The 24,204-nt window shown below is 54.5% G+C and carries 20 protein-coding genes; 1 reads left to right on the top strand and 19 read right to left on the bottom strand.

The features are described 5' to 3' along the window. Positions 1-137 precede the first annotated feature (137 nt). Positions 138-1,763, top strand: a complete 1,626-nt coding sequence (locus QZP87_RS04715) for a hypothetical protein (RefSeq protein WP_291321766.1) — start codon at positions 138-140, stop codon at positions 1,761-1,763. Positions 1,764-1,961: 198 nt separating this feature from the next. Here the strand turns inward: QZP87_RS04715 and QZP87_RS04710 are convergent, their stop codons facing one another. The 19 genes from QZP87_RS04710 to rsmH all read right to left on the bottom strand — a co-directional run bounded on the left by QZP87_RS04710 (position 1,962) and on the right by rsmH (position 23,985). Continuing rightward, positions 1,962-2,519, bottom strand: coding sequence for a methyltransferase domain-containing protein (locus QZP87_RS04710; protein ID WP_291321765.1), 558 nt, complete (start codon positions 2,517-2,519; stop codon positions 1,962-1,964). Continuing rightward, positions 2,516-2,848, bottom strand: a complete 333-nt coding sequence (locus QZP87_RS04705; RefSeq protein ID WP_291321764.1) for a hypothetical protein — start codon at positions 2,846-2,848, stop codon at positions 2,516-2,518. The genes QZP87_RS04710 and QZP87_RS04705 overlap by 4 nt, the downstream gene beginning before the upstream one ends. Before the next feature lie 221 nt (positions 2,849-3,069). Beyond that, positions 3,070-4,566, bottom strand: a complete 1,497-nt coding sequence (locus tag QZP87_RS04700; protein WP_291321763.1) for a M23 family metallopeptidase — start codon at positions 4,564-4,566, stop codon at positions 3,070-3,072. 32 nt (positions 4,567-4,598) lie between these two features. Next, on the bottom strand, positions 4,599-4,853 hold the full coding sequence (locus QZP87_RS04695; RefSeq protein WP_291321762.1) for a hypothetical protein: 255 nt from the start codon (positions 4,851-4,853) through the stop codon (positions 4,599-4,601). 78 nt (positions 4,854-4,931) lie between these two features. Beyond that, on the bottom strand, positions 4,932-6,608 hold the full coding sequence (locus QZP87_RS04690; RefSeq protein WP_291321761.1) for a radical SAM protein: 1,677 nt from the start codon (positions 6,606-6,608) through the stop codon (positions 4,932-4,934). A gap of 37 nt (positions 6,609-6,645) precedes the next feature. Next, positions 6,646-7,884 (bottom strand): cell division protein FtsZ, encoded by a 1,239-nt coding sequence (ftsZ, locus tag QZP87_RS04685; protein ID WP_291321760.1) that lies wholly within the window; start codon positions 7,882-7,884, stop codon positions 6,646-6,648. Positions 7,885-8,374: 490 nt separating this feature from the next. Then, on the bottom strand, positions 8,375-9,601 hold the full coding sequence (gene ftsA, locus QZP87_RS04680) for a cell division protein FtsA (protein WP_291321759.1): 1,227 nt from the start codon (positions 9,599-9,601) through the stop codon (positions 8,375-8,377). An 18-nt stretch (positions 9,602-9,619) separates the two neighbouring features. Continuing rightward, positions 9,620-10,330, bottom strand: a complete 711-nt coding sequence (locus QZP87_RS04675) for an FtsQ-type POTRA domain-containing protein (protein ID WP_291321758.1) — start codon at positions 10,328-10,330, stop codon at positions 9,620-9,622. Between the two features lie 124 nt (positions 10,331-10,454). Continuing rightward, positions 10,455-11,330, bottom strand: a complete 876-nt coding sequence (murB, locus tag QZP87_RS04670) for a UDP-N-acetylmuramate dehydrogenase (RefSeq protein ID WP_291321757.1) — start codon at positions 11,328-11,330, stop codon at positions 10,455-10,457. Beyond that, positions 11,327-12,688, bottom strand: a complete 1,362-nt coding sequence (gene murC, locus QZP87_RS04665; protein ID WP_291321756.1) for a UDP-N-acetylmuramate--L-alanine ligase — start codon at positions 12,686-12,688, stop codon at positions 11,327-11,329. Before murC ends, murB begins: the two co-directional genes overlap by 4 nt. Position 12,689: 1 nt before the next feature. Next, the gene (murG, locus tag QZP87_RS04660; protein WP_291321755.1) at positions 12,690-13,772 is read right to left on the bottom strand and encodes an undecaprenyldiphospho-muramoylpentapeptide beta-N-acetylglucosaminyltransferase; all 1,083 of its coding nucleotides are present in this window, start codon (positions 13,770-13,772) and stop codon (positions 12,690-12,692) included. Further along, entirely contained in the window at positions 13,772-14,881 is a 1,110-nt protein-coding gene (gene ftsW / locus QZP87_RS04655) for a putative lipid II flippase FtsW (RefSeq protein ID WP_291321754.1), read from the bottom strand. The genes murG and ftsW overlap by 1 nt, the downstream gene beginning before the upstream one ends. A 178-nt stretch (positions 14,882-15,059) precedes the next feature. Further along, complete coding sequence (gene murD / locus QZP87_RS04650; RefSeq protein ID WP_291321753.1) at positions 15,060-16,361, bottom strand: UDP-N-acetylmuramoyl-L-alanine--D-glutamate ligase; 1,302 nt, start codon at positions 16,359-16,361, stop codon at positions 15,060-15,062. Between the two features lie 8 nt (positions 16,362-16,369). Beyond that, on the bottom strand, positions 16,370-17,446 hold the full coding sequence (gene mraY / locus QZP87_RS04645) for a phospho-N-acetylmuramoyl-pentapeptide-transferase (protein WP_291321752.1): 1,077 nt from the start codon (positions 17,444-17,446) through the stop codon (positions 16,370-16,372). Beyond that, positions 17,447-18,835 carry a UDP-N-acetylmuramoyl-tripeptide--D-alanyl-D-alanine ligase gene (gene murF / locus QZP87_RS04640; RefSeq protein ID WP_291321751.1) on the bottom strand — a complete coding sequence of 463 codons (1,389 nt, stop codon included), beginning with the start codon at positions 18,833-18,835 and terminating at the stop codon, positions 17,447-17,449. Further along, positions 18,832-20,301, bottom strand: coding sequence for a UDP-N-acetylmuramoyl-L-alanyl-D-glutamate--2,6-diaminopimelate ligase (locus QZP87_RS04635; protein WP_291321750.1), 1,470 nt, complete (start codon positions 20,299-20,301; stop codon positions 18,832-18,834). The genes murF and QZP87_RS04635 overlap by 4 nt, the downstream gene beginning before the upstream one ends. Positions 20,302-20,356: 55 nt before the next feature. Beyond that, positions 20,357-22,309, bottom strand: a complete 1,953-nt coding sequence (locus QZP87_RS04630) for a penicillin-binding transpeptidase domain-containing protein (protein ID WP_291321749.1) — start codon at positions 22,307-22,309, stop codon at positions 20,357-20,359. A 13-nt stretch (positions 22,310-22,322) separates the two neighbouring features. Next, positions 22,323-22,613 carry a hypothetical protein gene (locus QZP87_RS04625; protein ID WP_291321748.1) on the bottom strand — a complete coding sequence of 97 codons (291 nt, stop codon included), beginning with the start codon at positions 22,611-22,613 and terminating at the stop codon, positions 22,323-22,325. Positions 22,614-22,995: 382 nt separating this feature from the next. Then, on the bottom strand, positions 22,996-23,985 hold the full coding sequence (rsmH, locus tag QZP87_RS04620) for a 16S rRNA (cytosine(1402)-N(4))-methyltransferase RsmH (RefSeq protein ID WP_291321747.1): 990 nt from the start codon (positions 23,983-23,985) through the stop codon (positions 22,996-22,998). Positions 23,986-24,204: the final 219 nt, after the last annotated feature.

Here is a 24,204-nt window from a genome sequence, read left to right as displayed (position 1 = left end):
CTGCACAAATTTTATATGACAAACGCTAAGTTGTGTGAACCTTCATAGGTAGTACCTAGCGGGGACAGTCCCCAGGCCTGGTGCCAGTATTCACCACCGAGGACCCCCCTGAATGGTTACGCAAAAGGAGCTGGTAAATGAAACTGCGTACCTGTGTTACACCGGAAGGGGTGTTTCGTTATGCGGAACACCGACCCGCTTACCTGGTTTATAACCTGAGACAGGGTGATCATCACCTTGTGCTCGGAAAGCTGGCTGATGAAACTGATGTCCACAACCGTGCCAATTTTCCTGAGGGCGAGGTCGAGGTGAGTCAGGCGTCAACAGTGTACGAAATACCCAATGCATTCAGCTTCAGAGGCAGCACATTCATAGATGCCGGGTGGGCTGATTCCAGGTCTGTTGATCCCCTGTCATTGGGTATCACAGCTACCGGCGGGGTCTCCATGAGCCGGGCCCTGGAGTCTTGGGCCGGGGATGCAGGAGTATCTGTTGATAAAGCAAAGTCAATTTTCAATCACCTGCCGGCCCCGGTTCTTCTGGCACTGGCCACCACATCAAGCGATCCGGGGGACCTGGTGAAACTGGCTCATCTGGCCTGTGACTTCAGCAGCGAGCCTGGGAGTGTCATTCCGCAAGGACTGGCTTATACCCGTCGCCAGGATGGAGCAGTGGTACCGGTCATCCATGACCGGGACCTGTTTGAGGCTGTCGGCAACAACCCAAGCCTGCCGGATCATTACAAGAAAATAATGCTTCTGCAGCCCGGTGTTCAGGGGGTAAGCGAGATTGTTGGTGATGCAGGTGATGCGGGACAGGGTACTCAGGTTTTTGAGTACCTGCGCCGCAACAGCTATATCCCGTGGGGGCACTATGCTTCCAACATGGGCCACCAGGCGGTGCGTTACCGGGCCCGGGACCTCAGTCTTGCTGACATGCAGGGGCTTCGACATCTTTACTATCAAAGGACATATGTGCGTCTGGCCCGGGAACTGGATATGCATATTCCTGCCAGGACCATGACAGAAGAGGATCTGGAGGACTTGCGCAATAAGATTACTGCAGAGCTTGATATTGGCCACCGGGGGGTTTTTTTAAGCGCCTGCCTGTGGGGATGGAATTTCGGGTTCGATTTTGCCCCCAGCAGGTACAGGCTGCACGGTTCTCACCAGCAGGTGCATCAGCAGCACGCCATGGTGCCGGTGCATGCGAAGGAGGTCTTAAACGGCCGGGTTACCGGTAATAAGACCTCGGCTTTTTCGGCCGGGGATATGGTAGCCGAGACCGTGGAGAAGTATCAGGAAGAGACAGGGCGGGATTTTTTCCAGGACTACATCAGCTGCCTGCGTTCCAATGTCCGGATGGATGGACGGGATGCTGAACATAGTCTCATTGTTCACGAAGATGAGCATGTCATTTTATTTGTTCCCAAGGCCCAGGTATCCCAGTGGGAACTGCAGCTTCTGCCCCAGGGAAATGTCGGCAATATCCTGGAGGCGGATACAGCCTGCAGGGCGGCACTGGACAGGTCCATGCTCCTGGCCCTTCAGACCCTGGAAGGCCTTGGAGCCAAAATGGTGACAAGTATAGAGTATTCCAAGAGGTTTACCGATCCGGGAGCGCAACGCCTGTTGTATTCCTTTTTACCCAAGCTGCCCTGGTCTCCGGGGTCCTTCAGCGAGGCCCAGCATCGTTTCATCAGCGGTCATTATCCAGAGGACTTTGCAACCGCCTGCAGAAACCGTATACATCTTACTTACTAAGGCGGGCTGTGCCCGCAAAACAAAAACATATTCTCACGCAAAGGCGCAAAGGTCGCCAAAAAAGACAGGATAATTTTTTTAATCTGTCACTCTTTTCATGTGACAACAAAGAGGCAAGCAGGGGACAGTCCCCTTGGTATGCAAATCTCTGAACAGAAACTTACCAGAAAAGACATCAGGGTTCTGGGGGGGTTGAGTTCACCGGTCTGCTTCAGGCTTGCGGGCGATTATTTCGGCCAGGTATTCCTGGGGATCCTGTTTTTTGCCTTCAAAATAGTGCAGGATTTCCCAGTCCTGAAACCAGGAATAGAGTTCCTGGTCCCGGAGCAGAAAGTCCGGGTTTGTGGGCCGGCCCAGAGCGGCCTGATGGGAGGTAAAGGTCTGATAGAAGACGATTCCACCCTTGCGCAGGGATTTTTTGATTGCCGGCATGAGGGGGCGGTGTAAATACCTGAAGACAAGAACAGCCCCAAAGCTGTCCTGGGGCATGGGATTATCAGTTCCGGCCTCCAGATCTGTCCGCCTTACATGAACTTTCAGGTTCAGGATCATGCCTGCATGCCTGATTTGCTCCAGGACTTTCGAGTCCCGGTCTATGAAGTGAACCTCATGGCCGTGCTCTGCCAGGAAAAGCCCGTTTTGCCCCTTGCCGCAGGCCAGGTCCAGTACCGGTCCAGGCAGGGGGCAAGCAGAAAAAAGGTGCAGGTTGTCTCTTAATATCTCTGCCGGTGCTGTAAAATCATGGTCAAGTGTCATTTTGGCGGGTTAATGGTTTTTTCTTTTCTGGATTTTTTCCTGCTGAGATGGAAAGTCGTAAATTCACTTGGAATATAGACTATTGCAGGCTCCTGGTCTTCATTGTCATTTTGTGAATCGCCTGTATTTGCCAGGATAAACAAGCGCAGAAAAATATACATCGAAAAAATCCCCACCATCATACCGGATATCAAAGCATGTCCCAGCTGGATGCCCGGTATAAGCAGGTTGAAAAACAACCCGAAACCTGTTCCTACCGCCCCGATCACTCCTGCCAGTATTAAAAACAGCAGCAACATAAATAAAACATGCAAAAGCACTTTAAGCATAAATCTCCATCTATGTATCTGTTTAGCGCTTTTAAGGAAAGCAGGGGACAGGCACTCCCGCACTTATTTTTCAGTAATGATCTTCACATCAGCGAAAAAATAAGTGCGGGGAGAGCCAGTCCCCATGCCACATGCAAAGCGCTAAACAGATACTCATCTATCAAGTATTGGGCACTCCAGGATAATCGCCTGGACCCCGGCATATACATTAATCGTAACCATTAATCCAGGCGGGCCATCTTGTCCTTTTCTTTCTTGAGAGAGGCGTAAAGAGCTTCCAGGTCTTCCCTTGCGGCCTTGAAAAGCTGCAGTTCCTCACCTTCCAGGATGCGGCCCGGGGGCGTGTCCACTGTAGCCGGGTTGACGTGGCTGCCCCGGTGATGGACTTCGTAATGCAGGTGCGGACCGGTGGACATACCTGTCGAACCCACATACCCAATGGTCTGACCCTGGGTGACCCTGGCTCCGCGGCGTATGCCCGATCCAAAGCGGCTTAAATGGGCGTAGACGGTGTGGTATTCATTGGGATGCCTGAGGCGGATGTAATTGCCGTAGTTGCCCTTGCGTCCGGCATATTCCACCACTCCGTCCCCGGCGGCCATGATGGGGGTGCCGGTGGGGGCCGCAAAGTCCAGGCCGGGGTGCATGCGGCTGTAGCCCAGGATGGGATGACGGCGCATGCCGTATCCGGAAGTCAGCCTGGCCCCGTCTATGGGGGTGACCATGAGGGTCTTGCGTACTGACTCTCCGTCTGGATTGAAAAAATCCACCTCTCCGTCACTGGTTTCATAGCGGTAAATGGGAAGCTCCCTTCCCCGGGTGTTGAGAGTGGCATAAAGAACAGATCCTCCTCTGACAAAGTTGCCGTCCTGATCCAGCTTTTCCTGGAACAGGACCTCAAAGGAGTCCCCCGGGCGGATATCGCGCTGAAAGTCCACGTCGAAGGAATAGGCGCGGATCATCTGCATAAGTACCCGCAGGGGCATATCCGAGCCTACTGCTGCGTTGTACAGGCTGGAAGTTATCTCGGCCCGGGCCAGAACCGCTTTTGCCTTCAGTTCATGTTTTTTTTCCAGGGCCACCAGTCCGTTTTCCGGGCAGGCTTCCACCCGGACATCACGTTCAGTATCAAGCTTGAGGTTCATGGACTGGAAGACAGGCTCATTACTCTTTTGTTCCTGGAAAACCAGAGTTATCTCCTGTCCCTGCCTGATGTGCCTGGGGTTGTAAATCGCCCCCAGTTCAGAAATGATTTCATGGGCCTTGGATCGCGGCAGGCCTTCCCCGTTTAGAAGGCCCATGAGTGTGTCTCCGGATGAGATGGTAATGTTCTTTTCAATGATACTTGTATCTGTTTCCTGTTCAGCCATGATTGCAGAGGTATTGTCTAAACCTTTTTCAGGGTCGGGTTCCGGAACGGGCGACGGAGATATATCGGGGTAAGGTTTTAAATGTCCTGAGTCGCTTTCTGGAGGGTTTTCATATGTGGAGACCTGCACTGGGGAAGCAGCAGGGATCGATTGCTCAATGGTAAGGCTTTGAAACTTTGCTTCCTGGGGTGATGGGTATGGATTGTCATTGTCAATGAAATTAAAGCCGGTCAAAATATAAGCCAGGGTCAGGATTGCGCAGGTTGCAAGCAGAAACAGGGGCTTCTTGCTGCGTTTGCGTTTGTACCTTATGCGGGACTTTCTGTAGGAAGGAATGTAATAGTCCATGGATGCTCCTCCTGTGTGTTGGGCCGGAAAAATCAGATGTCTCCATGCTCACGAATTTTTTGGTCTTCATAAGGGGCCAGGACCTTGCGGTACCACTCCAGCCTGGCATGTTCCATGGCGCTGGAACACATGCTGAGGTTGTCGTAGCTGTAGCCGATGCGCCCGGCTATAAGCCTGGAGAGCTTGAATATGCAATAGTTAAGCTCCCCCTGGGTCTGCACTTCTCTGGACAATTCTTCCAGCAGTCCGTCAAAGACTTCTCTTCGCTCTTCTGGTATGTAAGGCATAACCTTCTCCTGAGTGAGCAAGATGATTTACGCGGGCTTTGCCCATAACTCAAGTGCATGAGTGGCCCGGCACCGGGTTTACAGGTTGTGTCCTCCGGAAAATCTCTGCATGCCGCATCTGCGGCAATTGCTGCAACAGGTGTCGGGGCAGGGGGAGGTCATTATTCCCTTCCAGTACCTGTCCCACTCGTGAAGCAGATACTCCTTGTCTACTCCAATGTCCAGTCTGTCCCAGGGCAGGGTTTCATCCAGGGGAATCTGCCTGTCCGTATAGTATTCCATGTCACCGGACCACTGTTCAAGGGCTTTTTTCCAACGGCCGTTATTAGCGGTGGCCAGGATCAGAAGCTGGTGCAGTTTTTCATCCCCCCGGGCCAGAAGTCCCTGGATGCGGGCCTGGAAAGGATTTTCCGAGGTGAATCGGATGCCCTTATGCCTGGAGCAGATTTTTTTAAATTCCTTTACCCTGGTTTCGTAGGCTTTTTTTGAGATCATCCCGGACCACTGCAGAGGGGTCCAGGGCTTGGGAACAAACATGGAAACGCTGATGCTTATAAGCCCTATGCCTTTTTTCCTGTTGCCCATCCCCCTGAACCTGGCCTGTTGCAATTCTTCGAAAAATATTTTCAGTTCTTGTAAATCCTGCGGTTTTTCCCCTGGGAGTCCCAGTATGAAATATAGCTTTAAGGTGTTGAACTGCAGTCTGCTGATTTCTTCAACAGCTGTATAAAATTTTTCCTGATCAAAACCTTTGTTGACTGCCGAGCGTAGTGCCCGGGATATTCCCTCTACGGCCAGGGTTATGGTCCTGATCCCGCATTTGCGCAAAAATTCCAGAAAATCCCTGTCCAGTCCGTGAGCGCGCAGGGACGACAGGGAAAACTTGATTTTTTCATGTTTGAGCCACTCCAGAAACTCCCTCAAGGAAGGCCAGTCAGTTAGAGCAGTGCCCATCAGGCCGACCTTGCCCGGACGCACCCGACTGACAAGCTCCTGCAACTCCTGCATGTCAGCGTTTCTGGCCGGCCTGTAAACAAAACCGGCTGCGCAGAAACGGCACCCGTGGGGACATCCCCGGTTTATCTCCACCAGGAAGCTGTTTCTGAATACGCTTTGTCCCGAGATAAAGGCCGAATGAGCAGGTTTTATAAGGCTGCGTGAAGCCGAGGTCTGCACCTGCCTGGCTACCTTTTGCACCTGTCCGGCTATAAAAATGCCTGGTGAGCCTGCTATAGCCTGCAGGGCCTGACCCTTGTCTTTTCCCTGCTGCAGACAGTTACTTAATGTCCGGGCCGTTGCCAGGAATGCTTCCCCGGTCTCTCCGGTATAAATAAAGTCCAGGCTGGGCATGACCGGAAAAGGATTAATAAACGTCACAGGCCCCCCGGCCATGACCAGTGGCCAGTCAGCACGGTCTATGGAACAAACCTCCATGCTGCAGGCCTGCAGAGCCTGGACCAGGTTTAGATAATCCCCTTCAAAGTTCAGGCTGAAGCAGATGAGGGAGAAATCGGACATTTTTTTATCCGAGTCCTGGTTTACAGCCCTGCCTTCTTTGCGATCCCAGAAAAAACGCTGAACATGAAAGGTCCCCTCTTCCTCCAGTTGCATGTACACAGCCTGCCACCCCAGGGTGGACAGGGCCAGAGACCTTTCTTCAGGAAATATCAGGGCAACTGGAAGCCTGCCTCCCCATTCCCGGCTTTTGGACCTGGAAGGCCCTGAGATTGAATCTTCCCTTGGAACCTGAAGCAAATTCTGATCCGCGTTACGGTTACGGCCCGTTCCGGTGTTAATCCGCCTGTCTGCGGATAAAGGAGGGGATTTCAAATTCATCCTCGTCAAAGATGAACTCTTCCCCTTTTTTGACCTTGGCCTTGCCTGATTTTGCATTTTCAATGGGGGCCGGCTCCTGGCCGTTTCTGCTCCGCCGGATATAGGCCGGTATGTTGAGATTATCCTTTCCATCGGGGTCCACGGACATGTTTCTCGGCCTTTGCCTGGCATTGCTCTGGCCTTTCTGTACCTTGGACAGATCTGTTACCTTTGAGGAGGAACGCTGGGATGAGACATATTCATCCTCAATACCCGTAGCGATGACTGTGATGCGTATTTCATCCTCAATGTTTTCGTCGAATACGGTTCCAAAATAGATCTGGGCGTCTTCGTCAGCGGATTCGTGGATGATCTCCGCTGCTTCGCTGACCTCATCAATGGCCAGGTCCATACCGCAGGTGACGTTCATCAGTACTCCCTTGGCTCCGTCTATGGAGACGTCTTCCAAAAGGGGGCTGGTAATGGCTTTCATGGCCGCTTCCCTGGCCCGCCCTTCTCCGGTGGCGATACCTGTGCCCATCATGGCCAGTCCCATTTCGGACATAACCGCCTTGACGTCGGCAAAGTCCATGTTGATGAGCCCCGGAACCATGATGAGATCAGAAATGCCCTTTACACCGTAGTAAAGGACCTCGTCGGCTTTCTTGAGCATCTCCAGAAAGGAGGCCTTCTTGGAGGCCAGGGAGAGCAGGCGGTCATTGGGAATAGTGATGATGCTGTCCACCACCTCCTTTAGTTCAGATATCCCCGTATCCCCCTGGCCCCGTCTGCGCTTGCCCTCGAAGTAAAATGGCTTGGTGACCACTGCTACAGTCAATGCTCCCATTTCCTTGGCCACCCTGGCAATAACAGGCGCGGCCCCGGTTCCTGTGCCGCCTCCCATGCCAGCGGTGACAAAGACCATGTCGCATCCGTCCAGCACTTCCCGGATATGATTTATGCTCTCTTCTGCGGCCTCTTTGCCTACCCTGGGATCAGCTCCTGCACCCAGTCCCTTGGTCAGGGTTTCACCTAGCTGAATCTTGTACTCAGCCTGGGAATGCTTCAAGGCCTGCAGATCTGTGTTTGCAACAATGAACGTCACCCCCTTCATTGCGGAGCAGATCATGTTGTTTACAGCGTTGCCGCCTCCGCCGCCAACGCCAACGACTTTGATCCTGGCGTTGCCGTCCATTTGGATTTCCTGATATTCCATTGCTTCCTCCTTCCCTTTTTAGCTGAGAAAAAAATTTGCCTGTATATTGTTTGCTGGTTTGTCAGCACTGAAGCGAAACTGTTTTACTGTAACCATTCAGGAGGGGCAGATACCGGCCTGGGGACAGTCCCCGCGACACTTTTACTGCACAAATACAAAAATCACAGACGCGAAATCATGTGAAGCTGCCCAATTATTTCATAGCATGGGACAGTCCCCAGGCCTGGTGCCGGTAAACACCACCGGGGAACCCCTGAATGGTTACGTTTTACTTATCACCGGGTACTGGCTCCCCTGCATTTATGTTTATAATCCGAAAATCTTCTTTCAGACAATTAGTGCGGGGGAAGCCAGTCCCCGTGCCACATGCAAAGCGCTAAACAGATACCTGGACAGGCACTTTTGCCGATTGATAACTTGCAATTGAACAAAAATTCAGGCGGCAAAACAGCCAGTCCCCGGAGATCAATAAATAAGTTTCGCTGTAGTGCTATTTAATATCCACAAACCACTTACGCATCTTGCTCAGGATGCGGTTAAACATGTTCCTGTCCCGGATACGGAACTGTTTTTCACTGCTTTCCTTTTCCGCTCCATAAATCAGAACCCCCACGGCAGTGGCGTACATGGGGTTGTTGACCACATCCTTGAGTCCGCCCACCTTGCGGGGATACCCGATGCGGGTGGGCATGTTGAAGATCTGTTCCGCCAGTTCCTGGGCGCCTTCAATCAGGGCCGCCCCGCCTGTGAGAACCACTCCGGCCCCGGTGGAATTCTTGAATCCGGAGCGGGTTATCTCCTGATCCACCAGCAGAAAAAGCTCCTCCATCCGGGGTTCACAGATTTCGGCCAGCACGTGTCTGGAAAGTTTTCTGGGTGTTCTGCCACCCACGCTGGGGACCTCGATTATCTCTTCCTCCTCCAGCATGTCCGCCATGGAACAGCCGTACCTGATCTTGATCTTTTCCGCGGAAACCATGGGGGTGCGCAGTCCGAAAGCTATATCGTTGGTCAGGTTGGCCCCTCCGATGGCAATGCCTCCGGTGTACTTGATGGAGTCTTCACTGAAGATGGCCACATCTGTGGTCCCCCCCCCGATATCCACCAGGGCCACCCCGATTTCCTTTTCCTCATCTGTTAAAACCGCCTTGGAGGATGCCAGAGATTCCAGGACGATGTCCGAGACATCCAGTCCGCTGCGGTGACAGGACCGGACAATGTTCTGGGCGCTGCTTACGGCGCCGGTGACTATATGCACCTTGACCTCCAGCCGGACTCCGGCCATTCCCAGGGGGTCGGCTATGCCGTTTTGATCGTCAACAATGAATTCCTGCGGCAGAATATGGATAACCTCCCGGTCCAGGGGAATGGCCACGGCCTTGGCTGCGTCCAGGACTCTTTCAACGTCGCGGCTGCTTACCTCCCCTCCTTTTACGGCTATGACTCCGTGGCTGTTGAAGCCCTTTATATGGCTGCCGGCGATGCCGGCGTACACGGACTGGATCTCGCACCCAGCCATCAGTTCAGCTTCTTCCAGGGCCTTTTTGATGGACTGCACGGTCTGCTCGATGTTGACTACCACTCCCTTGCGCAACCCGGTGGATGGACTGGTGCCGATGCCTACAATATCAACTCCGTCTGGAGTCATTTCTCCAACCACAGCCGTAATCTTGGTGGTACCGAGGTCCAGTCCCACGATTAAATCTGATTTGGCCATACCTGCTTCCCTTGAATTTCATGGTTTTTCCGGATCACGATAAGCAACCCAGACGTTCTCTCCGGCCACGGTTATCATTTTTACTGCATCAATTTCCTGTCTCTGACGCAGGTCGTTCCACACGGCGTTTAGTTGCCGGGTCTGCTTGTGCAGTTCCCGGCAGTTCATGGCAAGCTTCAGGTCCAGCCCGTGAATGTACATCCCGACTCTGCCGGTCTCAGTTATGCTGATCCAGGAGATGTCATGAATAGAAAAGGGAAAAATCCTTTGTTCCAGGGTGCGGACAATCTCGGATATATCCCCGGATCCGGCGTTTTGATGCGTATGCAGCACCGGCAGCGACACAAGTCTTTCCGGAGTCAGACGCTCGATAATACGGCCTTTCTCATCGGCATAGTAAAGATTATCATCATTCTGGACCCAGAAGTAGGCCTGCTTTTCCCGGATATCCACGTGCAGCTGATCAGGAAAATCCCGCCTTACCCGGGCCTGCTCTACCCAGGGGCTTTGGACCAGCCTTTTCTGCATTTGAGACATGTTCAGCTTGAGCATGTTTATTCCGGTATCAACCTGCATCAGACGCAGTATGTCGGTATAGGTCAAACGCTGATTGCCATGGATTTCAATCTCTCTTAACTCCAGGTATTCACTGCTTGTGGCATAGTGGTAGCCATGGATAAGAGCCGCGCTCACCAGGACAAGAAATCCCAGACTCAGGCCCAGTAACATGGTCAGGCCCACCACACCAAAAAGGGCTGAAAAAAGTCTGCGAAACTTACCAACAGGCCTGGGCCTGTGGTAGTTTCCAGAATTTCTTGCTAGTGAGGGGGTTCTCCTGGTCAATGCTGTACCCTCAGATTATCCTGATTTCCAACTGTAGTTCATGGCCTGACACTTGCTTTACTTTTTCTCGAGCCTCCTGGATAAGTGCCAGGGCCTGCAGGCTTGTGCCGTTGCCCAGGTTTACCAGGAAGTTGGCATGTTTTGTTGAAAACGCTGTTTGACCTGATTTTTTGCCCCTGAAGCCTGCCTGGTCCAGGAGTCTTCCAGCGGATTCCCCGTTCGGAGGATTTTTGAATACGCATCCGGCCGTGGCTGCAAGGACCGGCTGTACTTTCTTTTTGCGCAGATAGAATTTTTTTATGTTTTCCTGCACAACTTCCGGACTGGAAGGGGTAAGACTAATGAGTGCTGCGGTCACCAGAAATTCCCCCGGTAGTGTATTTATCTTAAATTCCCTGTAGCCATGGCTGAATTCTTCCGGTTGCAGACACTGCAGACCTGCAGCAGGGGTCCAGATCCAGACCCTGGATAAAAGGCTGCAAAAATCCACACCGTGAGAGCCGGCATTCATGACCACAGCCCCGCCCACGCTGCCGGGGATGCCTGCCAGCCCCTCAAGCCCTGAAAGGCCCCGGGAGGCGCTCCAGCCAAGAAGCCGTGGAAGGGGAAAGCCGGCATCCACATTGACAAGGATGTGCTCCCCCTCCCGGGCCGAGATCTCAGGCTGAAGATTTCCATGCCATTTAATCAGCACCAGGTCTGCAGTGTTATCGGTAAACAGTACATTGCTGCCTCTCCCCAGAAACATGCAGCGCTGGTCACTGCCGATTATGCCGGACAGCTTCTCCAGGTGAGATTCCTGTTCCGGATAATAAATCGCACCGGCGCGGCCACCCATTTTCAGGGTGGACATTTTTTTCAGATCCGGATGGTGCAGTTTTTTCATGTTTCTAAAAATTTTTCTCCTACCTGCCATACGTTGCCGGCCCCCAGGGTCATGAACAGGTCCCCCTGCTGCAGGATACCGCTCAGGGCGCGGCCTGCATCATCCAGGGTCTGATAAAAGCGCACCGGGACACCGGCCACCTGCATGATTCCCTGGGCCAGGCTCTGTGCGTTGACCCCGGGTATTGGATCCTCCGAGGCCGGGTATATTTCCGTGAGCAACAGCAGGTCCGCACCGGCCAGGACCCGGCAGAACTCCCCGAAGAAATCCCTGGTCCGGGTGAAGCGGTGGGGCTGGAAAAGCACCACCAGTCTGCGATCTGGATGGCACTGTCTGGCTGTTTCCAGCGTAGCCGCGATTTCCGTGGGGTGGTGGCCATAGTCGTCCACCACCATGACGTCATCCTTTATTCCCTTGCGCTCGAAACGCCTGCCTACTCCGCCGAAGTCGGCCAGGGAGCGCAGGATGTCCTGTTTGTCTATCCCGGCCTGTATGGCAACCCCGATGGCGGCCAGGCAGTTGAGCACGTTGTGCCGGCCGGGGTGATTGAGCTTTACCCGGCCCCAGAAGCTCTGGTCCTGGAAGACATTGAACATCGACCCCGGACTGATGGAGAGGATTTCAGCACGCAGCCGGCTTTGCTCCTGGAAGCCATAGGTTAGAACCGGTCGCTTGATCCGCTCCAGGACACGGCGGATTTGCGGGTCATCGCCGCAGACGACATTGAGCCCGTAAAAGGGGACATTGTTCATAAAACGCACAAAGCTTTCCCGGATTTCATCCAGGTCCCGGTAGTAATCCAGATGGTCAGCACCGATATTGGTAACGATATTGATGATGGGCAAAAGGGTCAGAAAGGATCCATCCGACTCGTCAGCCTCGGCTATGAGGTATTCCCCGGTGCCGGGCAGGGCGTTGCTGCCGTACTTGTTCAGCCTGCCCCCGATGATCACGGTGGGGTCCAGTCCGGCCTCCTTGAAAATGGTTCCCAGAAAAGACGTGGTGGTGGTCTTGCCGTGGGTCCCGGCCACGGCCACCCCGGTTTTGAGCCGCATGAGCTCAGCCAGCATCTCCGCCCTGGGAATAACCGGTATCCCTGTGGATCTGGCCTGCAGGATCTCGGGGTTGTCCTCGCGCACCGCCGTGGATTTCACCACCACCTGGGCCGGGCCCACGTTGTCCTGGTGGTGGCCCTGGAACACCTTTGCCCCCTGCTGCTCAAGTAGGGTTACCGGGGGACCCCGGGACAGATCCGAGCCGCTGACCTGGTAGCCAAGGTTCAAAAGGACCTCGGCAATGCCGCTCATGCCCGAGCCCCCAATGCCCACCATATGTATGCGATTGATGTAGTTGTGCACTTTATTTTCCTGCTTTAAGACTTACCAGTTCCTGGACTATGTTTTGTGCTGCCTCGGGGCGGCTTATTTTTGCTGCAGCCCTGCCCATGTCTCTTATTTTTTCCGGCATGGCCAGAAGATCGGTGATGACCCGGGCCAGGTTGACCTGGTCCAGGTAGCTCTGGTCCAGCACCATGGCTGCGCCGGCATCTTCCAGGTATCTGGCGTTGATCATCTGGTGATCATGCGTGGCATGGGGAAAAGGTATGAGTACACAAGCCTTTCCGGCCACGCAAAGCTCGGAGATTGTGGAAGCCCCGGCCCGGCTGAGCACCAGGTCCGCAAAATCATAGGCCCCGGCCATATCCTGTATGTATGCATCCACCCTGGCTTCCGGATACTTTTCCTGGTAAGCCTCTTTCACCATTTCATAGTCCCTTTCCCCGGTCTGATGCCAGACTTTGACCTCCATGGCCTTTAATTCATCGAGGCGCTCCAGGACCGCGGAGTTGATGGCGCTGGCCCCCTGGCTGCCTCCCAGGACCAGGAGCCTTTTTCCCGGCTGATGCATCCCGTGTGATGCATACTGGTGCTCCAGAAGTTCGGTACGCACTGGGTTGCCTGTCTGAACCACCTTTTCCGGCGGAAAAAAGTTCTTTATATCCTCATAACTGAGCATGACTTTTTTCACTTTGCGCCCCAGGACCCGGTTGGTCATTCCGGGCAGGCTGTTCTGCTCATGTATGGCCGTGGGTATCTTCATCATGCTGGCGGTAAGTACCGGGATGAACCCGGCATATCCCCCGAACCCCACCACCACATCCGGTCTCAGGGAGCGCAGCAGGAAATAGCTTTTGGCCAGGCTTCTGGTTGCCCACCACACGGAACCCAGGGATTTTATGCCCCTGCCCAGCACCCCTTTGGCTGGAAAGGCCTTGAATTCGAATCCAGCCTGCGGGATGATATCCTTTTCAGAACCGTATAGCCCGCCTGCGAACACCACCCTGCAGGAGGGATAATGTTCCATTATTTTTCTGGCCACGGACAGGGCCGGGTAAATATGGCCTCCTGTACCCCCTGTGGCAATGAGTACTTTGTTCAGCATCACCTGCTCCTGGATAGGTTGAGCAGAAAGCCCGCGCAGAAGAAAGACACAAGCAGGCTGCTGCCTCCATAACTTATAAAGGGCATGGGCAGTCCCTTGGGAGGGATGACCCCCAGAACAACCGCCAGATTCAACAGGGCGCCCATAATTATGATCATGCCCATGCCCAGCCCTGCAAACCTGTCCACCAGGTCACTCTGGGACATGCAGATGACCAGGATTCTCCAAAGCAAAATCCCCAGGACGATAAATACCAGGGATACCCCGATAAAGCCCAGTTCCTCGCCCACCACAGCCATGATAAAATCGTTATGCGCTTCAGGCAGGAAAAAGAGCTTCTGTCTGCCTTCCCCCAGTCCCATTCCCCAGATACCTCCGGACCCAAAGGCATACAGGGACTGCACCAGCTGGTACCCCGAATCCTGGGGGTCCTGGAAGGGGTCCAGAAAGGAAAACCATCTCCTGAACCTGTATGGCGACTGCAACACCAGAACTGCGGCAGTTATTGCAGCCAATACCGAGGAGGAGAACAGGTAAATTAACCTGGTGCCGCCCACCAGGCTCAAAAGAAACAATAGCCCGGCCATGTATACCGCCCCGCCGAAATCGGGCTGCAGCAGCAAAAGAGCGCAGAATATACCCGTAATCAGAGTGGGGGGTAAAAAGCCTACGCTGAAGGTCTTGACCTTGTCCTGCTTGAAGGCAAAGAAGCAGGCCAGATAAATGACCAGGGCTACCTTGGCCAGTTCCAGGGGCTGAATGTTGAAAAACCCCAGATTGACCCATCTGGCGGCGCCCCCGGCTGCATATCCCAAGGGCGAAAAAACCGTCATGGCCAGCAAGGCCAGGGCCGCTGTAATCCAGAGATAGCGCAGGCGGTACATAAACCCCCTGTTGATCCTGTAACCCAGGTACATGACCAGAAGGCCGGCCAGTCCGAAAAGGGCCTGGCGCTTGAAAAAGAAGTACTTGTCCGCATAAAAGCGCTCGGCCATGACGGCACTGGTGCTCAGGATCATCATAAGCCCCAGGCCCGAGAGGATGAGCACCGAGAAAAGAAGCCACAGGTCCGGGCCCTGGTTTTTGGCGGCGTTTTTATTGCTGGTCATGTTGTTTTGCTCTGGTTTGTCGGACGTGTCTGACAGGTCCGACGTGTCCGACAGGTCTGACGTGTCTGACAGGTCTGACGTGTCTGACAGGTCTGACGTGTCTGACAGGTCTGACGTGTCTGACAGGTCTGACAGGTCTGACAGGTCCGACAGGTCCGACAGGTCCGACAGGTCCGACTCACTGCAGTGTTATGCCGGTTGCCTTTCTCACGGCTACCTTGAAGGCCTCCCCTCGCTCCTGGTAATTATTGAAAAGATCAAAGCTCGAGGTGCCGGGGGACAAAAGTACATTGTCCCCGGGACCTGCTTCCTGTACCGCCCTGGCTGCGGCCTGCTCCAGGTCCGCAAAGTGCTCCATGTCAGCGCTGTTTTTCCAGGCGTCTTCAAATATCTCCCGGCTGTCGCCGAAGAGGTAAACCTTGGCCGCCTTTTCCTGCAGGGTGCCGGCCAGCAGGGAAAAGTCCCCGCCCTTGTATCTTCCCCCGGCCAGCAGCCTGATGGGTGAGTCAAAGGCCTTGAGGGCGGCTGTCATGGCTTCCAGAGTGGTAGCCTTGGAGTCATTGATGTAGCGCACCCCTTTGTCCTGTAGAAACACCTCCTGCCGGTGCGGCGGAGGAACAAATTCCAGCAGGGCCTGGTCAAAGATATTTCTGCTTACGTCCACAAAGCCGCAGGCCAGCATGGCCGCCTCCATATTGGCCTGGTTGTGTGCCCCGGGCAGGCCGGGGCAATGAAATCTTCCCGTGGGGGCAAAGTAGGTGATATTGCTTTTGATTCTGAAATCAGACTCCACCCTTGCTCTCAGTTCCAGGGGCAGTACAGCCAGGTCCATGGGGCCCTGGCGGGCAAAGAGCTGCATCTTGGCTCTGAAATACTCGTCTTCGCTTTCATGGTGATCCAGGTGGTTGGCGGAGAAGTTGAGCAGCACACCCACGTGCGGGGTAAACCCGCTGCAGCCTTGTAGCTGAAAGCTGCTTACCTCCAGGACCAGTATGTCGGCTCTTTTTCCCGAAAGCACATGATCGCTCAACGGGGTTCCTATGTTGCCGCCGGTGAACACCTTGCGTCCGGCTTTTTCCAGAACTTTTTGAATGAGCATGCAGGTGGTGGTCTTGCCGTTGGTGCCGGTGACGGCGATGACCGGTTCGGAAATGAACCAGGAAGCCAGCTCCAGCTCCGAGATCACGGTCTGGCCTGCCGGGCAAAGCCCCCTGACCATGGCCAGGGAGATGCCGGGACTGACCACCACCAGGTCCGCGCCCTGGAAATGCTCCGGTCTGTGCTCTCCCAGGACAGGCTCCACGTTGAACAACCCTCTGGAATCCAGCTGGGAGACATCAAAGTCGGTTCGCTTCTCCAGAAGGCGTACCCCGGCTCCCAGGGACTGAAGCAGGGCAGCGGCGGACAGGCCTGAACGGCCAGCGCCCACTACCACCACCTTGTGGCCTTTCAACTGATCTTTATGCACCATCTCCTGCATGATTTATCCTACCTGAGCTTAAGTGTGCTCAATGCCGCCAAAGCGAAGAGTATGGACAGAATCCAGAACCGGATTATTATCTTGGATTCCGGGACCCCTTTTAGTTCAAAATGATGATGCAGCGGGGCCATGCGAAAAATGCGCTTGCCTCCGCTCATCTTGTAATAGCCTACCTGAAGGATCACCGAGAGGGTTTCGATAACGAAAAGCCCCCCTACGATGATGAGCAAAAGTTCCTGTTTGCAAAGAACTGCAATAAAACCCAGGGTACCCCCCAGGCTGATGCTGCCGGTATCGCCCATAAAAATCTGGGCCGGGTAGGCGTTGTACCATAGAAATCCCAGTCCCGCCCCCACCAGGGCCCCGCAGAATACTGTCACCTCGCCCAGTCCGGGTATGTAGGGCACCTGCAGATAGTCCGCCAGGTGATAATGCCCGGATACATATACAAATATGGACAGGCACCCGGCGCTGACTATGTACGGCCCGATGGCCAGGCCGTCCAGGCCGTCGGTGAGGTTCACCCCGTTGGAGGCCCCGATCATGACCACCGCGGCAAAGGGAACATAAAAAAGAAACAGGTCCGGCCGGAGATCCTTGAAAAAGGGTATAAGCAGCTCAGTGTTGTAACCCGGCATGGTCAGGAGCATGGAGACCGCACCCAGGGCAATAATGCCCTGGCCCAGAAGCTTGCTTTTGACGCTTAGGCCCTGGTTGTGCTTCTTGATTACCTTCAGGTAGTCATCAAAAAAACCCACCAGGAAAAACCCTCCGAATACAAACAGGCACATCCAGACGAGCCTGTTGGTCAGATCCCCCCACAGAAGAACGCTTACCGCCAGAGAGAAGGCCACGAGAACCCCGCCCATGGTGGGGGTGCCCTGTTTTACCTGGTGATCGGGCCCGTCTTCCTGGACATACTGGCCGCATTTTATGCGCTGCAGCCACTTGATGAACCTGGGCCCAAGCCAGAGGCTCAAAAGCAGGGCAGTGAGCAGGGCGTATATGCTCCTGAAGGTAATGTAGCGAAAGACATTGAAAAAACTGATGTCTTCACTCAAAGGGTAAAGCAGGTGATAAAGCATTTATGACCCCGTTTTTTCAGGGGTTGCCAGACAGTGCTTGAATGCCTGCACAAATTTTTCCATGCCGGCCCTTCTGGAGCCCTTGAAAAGAATTACCCCGCCGGAACAACCCTGTTTTTCCCAGGCCTTCTGAAATGAAGTTGTGTCCTGTACGTAAAGAGTTCTGCGGCTCCCTGAACCGTTCATGCCCGACATAACGTGCTGCAGGTTGTCCCCGTGATAAAAAAGGGCGGTAAAACCATCCCGGCACAGAGTACGGCCCAGTTCTGCGTGGGTCAGGGCTTCGCCCGGACCAAGCTCAGCCATATCTCCCAGCACCAGGACAAGGTCTTTTCCGGATGCCAGGCTGCGGGCGGTTTCCAGGGCGGCCTGCATGGACATGGGGTTGGCGTTGTAAGAGTCATCGATAACCGTCCAGTCGCCCAGACGGCTCACAGACATCCTCTGTTCCGGTAGAACCGCTTTTTTCAGTGCTTCCTTGATCTCGCCAGGCTGCATGCCGAATTCCAGGGACACAGCCCAGACTGCAGCCAGGTTTTCGCACAGGTGCGCCCCCTGCACAGGGGCCGTGAATGATATTTCCTGCCCGTCAAGGTGCAGCAGAAACCTGTCCGCCTGCAGGTGGATGACGCGATAGCCGGCCTCTGAATGCCGCCTGGAAAACCATGTGATATTCAATTCCTGTCTGGCCCCGGCTTCCCGCTTCAGTTCGGGGTAGTCCATGTTTATATAGGCCTTGCCACCGGCCTGGATGTGGTCCAGGAGTCGGGCCTTGGCAGAGGCCACCCCGGCTACATCCCCTAGTCCCTCCAGGTGGCAGGGGCCTACGTTTAAGATAAGGGCCGCGTCAGGTAAAAGTATTTCCCCAAGCCGGTCCATGTCCTGGTGGTTGTTTATACCCAGTTCCATTACCCAGAAATCCTCATCCCCGCTTTGCATGCACAGGGAAAGAGGCAGACCCAGCTGGTTGTTCCAGTTTCTGTAGTTTTTACCCACCCGAAAACGTGCTGCCAGAACTCCTGCCAGGATCTCCTTGGTGGTGGTCTTGCCGGCGGAACCGGTTATGCCCAGCACCAAGCGGCCGGCTTTTTGTCTCCAGTGCCGGCCCAGGCGGCCCAGGGCCTTGAGGGTATCATCCACCATAAGCACCGGTGTATCCATAATGTTCGAAAGCTCTTTGTGGGCCACAATACCTGCGGCCCCCCGGGTCGCGGCTTGTCCGGCATAGCTGTGGCCGTCGGATCTACTTCCCTGCAGGCAGAAAAACAGCTCTCCCGGTCCGGTTTTGCGGCTGTCCGTCTGGACCCCGGCAACCTGAATGTTCCAGGGCCGGTCTCTATCCACCCGGGCCTGCATGGCCAGGGCTGCTTCCTGAAGTTCCAGGTTCATGTGTATCCTGCTTCTGTACCAAAAGGTTCATGTGTATGGTTATGCAGGTATTGCAGGGCCTTTTGTATTTCTTCGGCGTCGCTGAAGGCATGCCTGACGCCCCGGACTTCCTGGTAGTCCTCATGTCCCTTGCCGGCCACCAGCAGGGCCTCACCCGGCCCCAGACCGGATACGGCCCGGACAATGGCCAGCCTGCGGTCCGGCTCAACGTTTACGCAGGGGTGCCCGTTCAGTCCTGGCAGGATGTCCTGGATAATGTTTTCCGGGTCTTCAAACCTGGGGTTGTCAGAGGTTAAAAAGACCACGTCCGCGTGGGAGGCCACGGCCCGGCCCATTGCCTGGCGCTTGCCCCGGTCCCGGTCTCCGCCGCACCCGAAAAGGACGGCCAGTTTTGCGAAGGGCAGGCCTTTTAGGGCCAGGCAGACGTTTTCCAGCGCATCCGGGGTATGGGCATAATCCACGAAAATATTAATTTCCCCAGGACTGTGCACCTTTTCCAGGCGTCCGGGGATGCTGCCAAGGTTTTTCAGGCACTGAAAGTCTCCAGGTCCCAGTCCCAGGCAGAGTCCGACTCCCTGGGCCGCCAGGAGATTCTGGGCATTGTGAGTCCCGGGCAGACTGCAGGAGATGCTCCAGGAGGTGTCCCGGAAGCGGCATTTTAACTCTATTCCCCTGGCAGAACTATGCACCAGACGTCCCTGAAGCAGAGGGGGGAATGTATTTTGAAGACCGTATCCAATGACACTGGGTGCTTCCAGGGCCAGGATACGCCCGTAAGGGTCGTCCAGGTTGATGATGCTCCCCAGGAATTTTCCGGAGTCTGTCGGCTCAAAGAGTTTTTTCTTGGCCTGAAAATAGTCCTGCATGTCTTTGTGGTAATCCAGATGATCCCGGGAAAGGTTGGTAAAGACCCCCACGTGGACGTCAATGCCGGCCAGGCGCTTCTGGTCCAGGGCGTGGGAGGATGCCTCCAGAAAGACCACCTGCACTCCCTGGCGCTGCATGTCAGCCAGCATACGGTGCAGTTTCAGGCAGTCCGGGGTGGTCGTCCCGGCCTTGAGAAGTGTTCCCGGCCAGCGGTAGTTGACCGTGCCAAGCACCCCTACCCGGTATCCGCTGCAGGTGAAGAGGTATTCCAGGATATAGCTGGTGGTGGTCTTGCCGTTGGTCCCGGTTATGCCTACCACTTTCATATCCAGGTTGCCGGTGCCGAAGTATGCCCGGGCCAGTGCTCCCAGGGCAATGGCGGGTCTGGAATGTATAATCACCCTGTCCATGCCGGGATATTCACTGTCCGCAACCACAAAGGCAGCTCCACGGTCCAGGGCCTCTGGGATAAAAGCATTTCCATGGACCCTGGTGCCGGGAACGGCCACAAAGATATCCCCGGGACTTACGAGACGGGAGTTGTTTTGCACCTGCCTGCCCAGGCGGGCTTCATTCAAGACTTTGTTCCAGCTGCTCATGAATGCAAGTTTTACCTTTGTTTTTTTTCGCCAGGAATTTCCACGGCCGATTATCTCAAGACTCTGAGCACAGCTTGAGGGTTATTTGCTTCTGTTGGTTGCTCCAACTGCTGCCCGGTCCGGGATCCTGGTCCCGCACCATTACTCCCCGGCCCTGGAGAGTAGGTTCAATCCCTGCCTTGAGCAGGTTTTCCACAGCCAGGCGCAAAGGGATGCCCCGCAGGTCAGGAACATGGCTGGTGTCCATTTCCACGTCTTGCCTGGGGACAATACTGAACCTGGAGCCATCAGAGGTAGATGCGCCCTGGGCTTCCCCGGAACTTTCCAGAACCAGCCTGCGCAGACCAAGACCCTGTTCTGAGGCAAGGATCCTGCCGCCGATGCGCTGAAAGGCAGGGGCTGCCACCAGGCCGCCGTAAAAAGGTCTGGTAGGTTCATCCACCAGCACCATGATCATATATTCCGGATCCATGGCCGGCAAAAACCCCGCAAAAGAGGCCACATACTTGTCACTGTACCCCCCACTTGGGGAAGCCTTCTGGGCGGTGCCGGTCTTCCCCCCCACTTCAATGCCACTTATCCTGGCCCTGGTCCCGGTGCCGTCCCTCTCCACCGAGTCGCGCATCATGGCCAGCACGTCGCGACTGACCTCCCTGGAGATAATCCTCTGGCCGGAAGAGACAGGACTGCTCTGGTCCTGCAGGATATTCAAATCCGTGAAGACCCCGTGGTTGCCCAGGATAGTGAAGGCCCGGGCCAGCTGAAGAAAGGAGGTGGCCATGCCCTGGCCGAATGAAATGGTCGCCAGGTCCATGTCTCTCCAGGTATGCGGGGGACGCAGCAGACCGCTGGTCTGCCCGGGAACCTGTACTCCAGTGGGCTGGTCCAGGCCCAGGTTTACCAGGTACTGGTGCAGAGTGCCGGGCCCCATGTCCAGGCCTATCTTGGCCGCACAAATATTGCTGGAGTAGCGCAGAATCCTGTTTACAGTCAGCCAGCCGTACTCCCTGACGTCCTTGATCTGATTTCTGCCCAGCCTCCAGAGTCCCTGTTCACAGTAATAAAGAGAATCGCCCCGGGCCACGTTTTCTTCCAGAGCTGCAGCCACCAGGAATGGCTTGAGGGTGGAACCGGGTTCGATAAGATCGGTGGCTCCGCGGTTGCGCCATATATCTGGAGTGGATGAGCGAAAATTGTTGGGATTGAAAAAAGGATAGTTGGCCCAGGCCAGTATGTCCCCGGTAGGTACATGCACCACCATGGCGATGCCGCTTCGGGCGTCATTGTCCTCTACTGCATCCGCCAGAGCCTGCTCCACGTAAAACTGCATCCGGGAGTCTATGGTCAGGTGAATATCCTGGCCGTCCACCTGCCCATCCGGCTGTCTGGGCAGCAGGTTGAATCTCTGCCCGGAGGCATCCCTCTGCATGATCATAACCATCTCAGCCCCACTCAGGCGATCATCCAGGGACCTTTCCAGACCCTCAAGCCCGGTGTTGTCCATGCCCACAAATCCCAGTACCTGTCCTAACAGGTGTTTTTGAGGATAAACCCGGCTGTGCTCGTCCATAATAAAGACTCCAGGGATGTCAGCCGAGGAGACCTGGTGGGCCACCCGGTCGCTGACTTTTCTGTCCAGCCAGACAAAGCTGCTTTTACGGTCAAGCCTGGCTTGGATGGAGCCCGGGTCTGCATCAAGAATACCGGCCAGTCGCGCTGAGCTGGCAGGAATATTATCCATCATGAAGGGGTTGGCATATATTGACTTGCTGCGTACGCTCTGGGCCAGTACCCGTCCTTCGCGGTCGAATATCTCACCCCTTTTGCCCAGGATCTTCTCCTGGCTGAAATACTGCCTGCTGGCCTGTTCCGCCAGTTCCTCGCCCCGCAGGATCTGCACCTGCACGGCCCTGGCCCACAGGCCACCCCAGAACACGAAGCAGAGCGCAAGTACAAGGCCGATCTTGATTCTGCTGTAGTCCCTGGACTTGTTTTTGGCTTTTTTCAATGCCATACGCCCTTTACTTAGTGATTTTGCGGATCTGTTCATCCCCGGGCTTGAACAAACCGTGTTGCTGCCCGAATTCCCTGAGCCTGTACGGGGACATCAGGTTGTTTCTCTCTATGGTCAGCTTGGTCCGCAACTCCCTGTTGTCTCGGTACTCACCCTGAAGCCTTTCCATGCGGTAGGCCAGGTCCACTCTCTCCACGGTCACCCATACCTTGGCCAGCCCCAGGATAAAGGTCAACATCAGCATAATAGCCAACCATTGATAACTGCCGGTATTTCTTTCTTTCTTCTTATCAGGCATATTTCAGGTGCTAGGCTGCTACGTACATTGAGAATAACCAAAATAGCACAACAGCGACACTTTGTGTTAATTTTTGCCTCAGCCACCAGGGACAGGCACTTTTGCCGAACTCAAACCGTAAAATGGCTGGGCTCTCGGCGGTAAAAGAGCCGGTCCCCTTCCCGCTTAAATAAAGTGTCCCTGTAGTGATAGTAAAAAAAAGATTGTCAGATAATTATTGTGACTTACTCCTGAAAACCCGGTCACAAAACAACAAGATAATTTCGAGCAAAGACGGGGGTCCAGCTCTGGTCCCAGTAGGTCAATAAAAAAATCTCTGTAGTGGTCATTAAAATCAATAAAAAATTGTTTATCATTCTCTCTGCCAACCCCCTAAATCACCCTACACCCCCACTCCCATATTCCCGTATTCTTCGGTCCGTTGAGCGGCCCTGAGCTTGGCGCTTCTGCTCCTGGGATTACGCTCTGTTTCTTCTTTTGAGGGAGTCAGAGGTTTTTTGGTCAGAATTTCAAAGGTTTTTTGGTGGTTGCAGTTACATACCGGCGATCTGGGAGGGCAGATACAGGTTGAAGCCTGCCTGCGCAGGTACTGCTTGACCATCCTGTCTTCCAGGGAGTGAAAAGATATTACCACCAGCCTTGCCCCGGGGCGAAGGTAAAGTGGTATTTTTTCCAGAAACTCCTTCAGGCTTTCAAGTTCATGGTTTATGGCCATGCGCAGGGCCATAAACGTTCTGGTGGCCGGGTGATTCCTGGCTGACCGTCTTCTCTGGGCAGGGTAGGCCTGTTCCACTATTTGCGCCAGTTCCAGTGTACTTCTTATGCTGTTTCTTTCACGAGCCTGGATTATGGCCCTGGCAATTCTGGGTGCCATGGGCTCTTCGCCCAGTTCATAAAGAATCTTTTTCAGAGCGGCAAAAGATAAGTTCTGCAGCAGGGTGGATGCGGGCTGAAACCCCTGGGAATGTCCCATGCGCATATCCAGCGGACCGTCATGAATAAAGCTGAACCCCTTTTCCGCTTTGTCCAGCTGCAGCGAAGAAAGGCCCAGGTCCAGAAGAGCACCGTCCAGCTTGTGCCACCCCAGGCTCTGCATATGCTCTTCAAAAAAGTGGTAAGGATCCATGACCAGGCATGTATTTTCACTGTATTTCACCAGGTTCTCCCGGGCCAGTTCCAGGGCTTCCTCGTCCATGTCCATGCCCAGCACCTGGCATTTCCCCTGGGTATACTTAAGGATTTCCAGACTATGCCCGCCCAGCCCCAGGGTGCCGTCCAGGTATCTTCCGCCGGGAACGGGATCAAGAAAATCCAGAACTTCTTCCAGCATCACCGGCCGGTGGGTATAGAGGTACTCCTGAGTCGCCTGCACTGGTACTTTACGTCCTTTCCGCCTCAACGGTTATAAAGCGGATGTTTGAAAACTCTTTCCAGTTATCACTTCAGCGAAAATTTGAAAAGTTGCTTTTCAAGTATCTGTTTAGCACTACAGCGAAACTTATGATTGACCTGCGGGGACTGGCTCTCCCCGCACTTATTTTTTCCAATAAAACCAAGATCATTTTTAATAAAAATAAGTGCGGGGGTGCCT

The sequence above is a fragment of the Desulfonatronospira sp. genome, assembly GCA_003563255.1.
Taxonomy (GTDB): domain Bacteria; phylum Desulfobacterota; class Desulfovibrionia; order Desulfovibrionales; family Desulfonatronovibrionaceae; genus Desulfonatronospira.
This window is presented reverse-complemented; position numbering and strand designations above follow the sequence as displayed.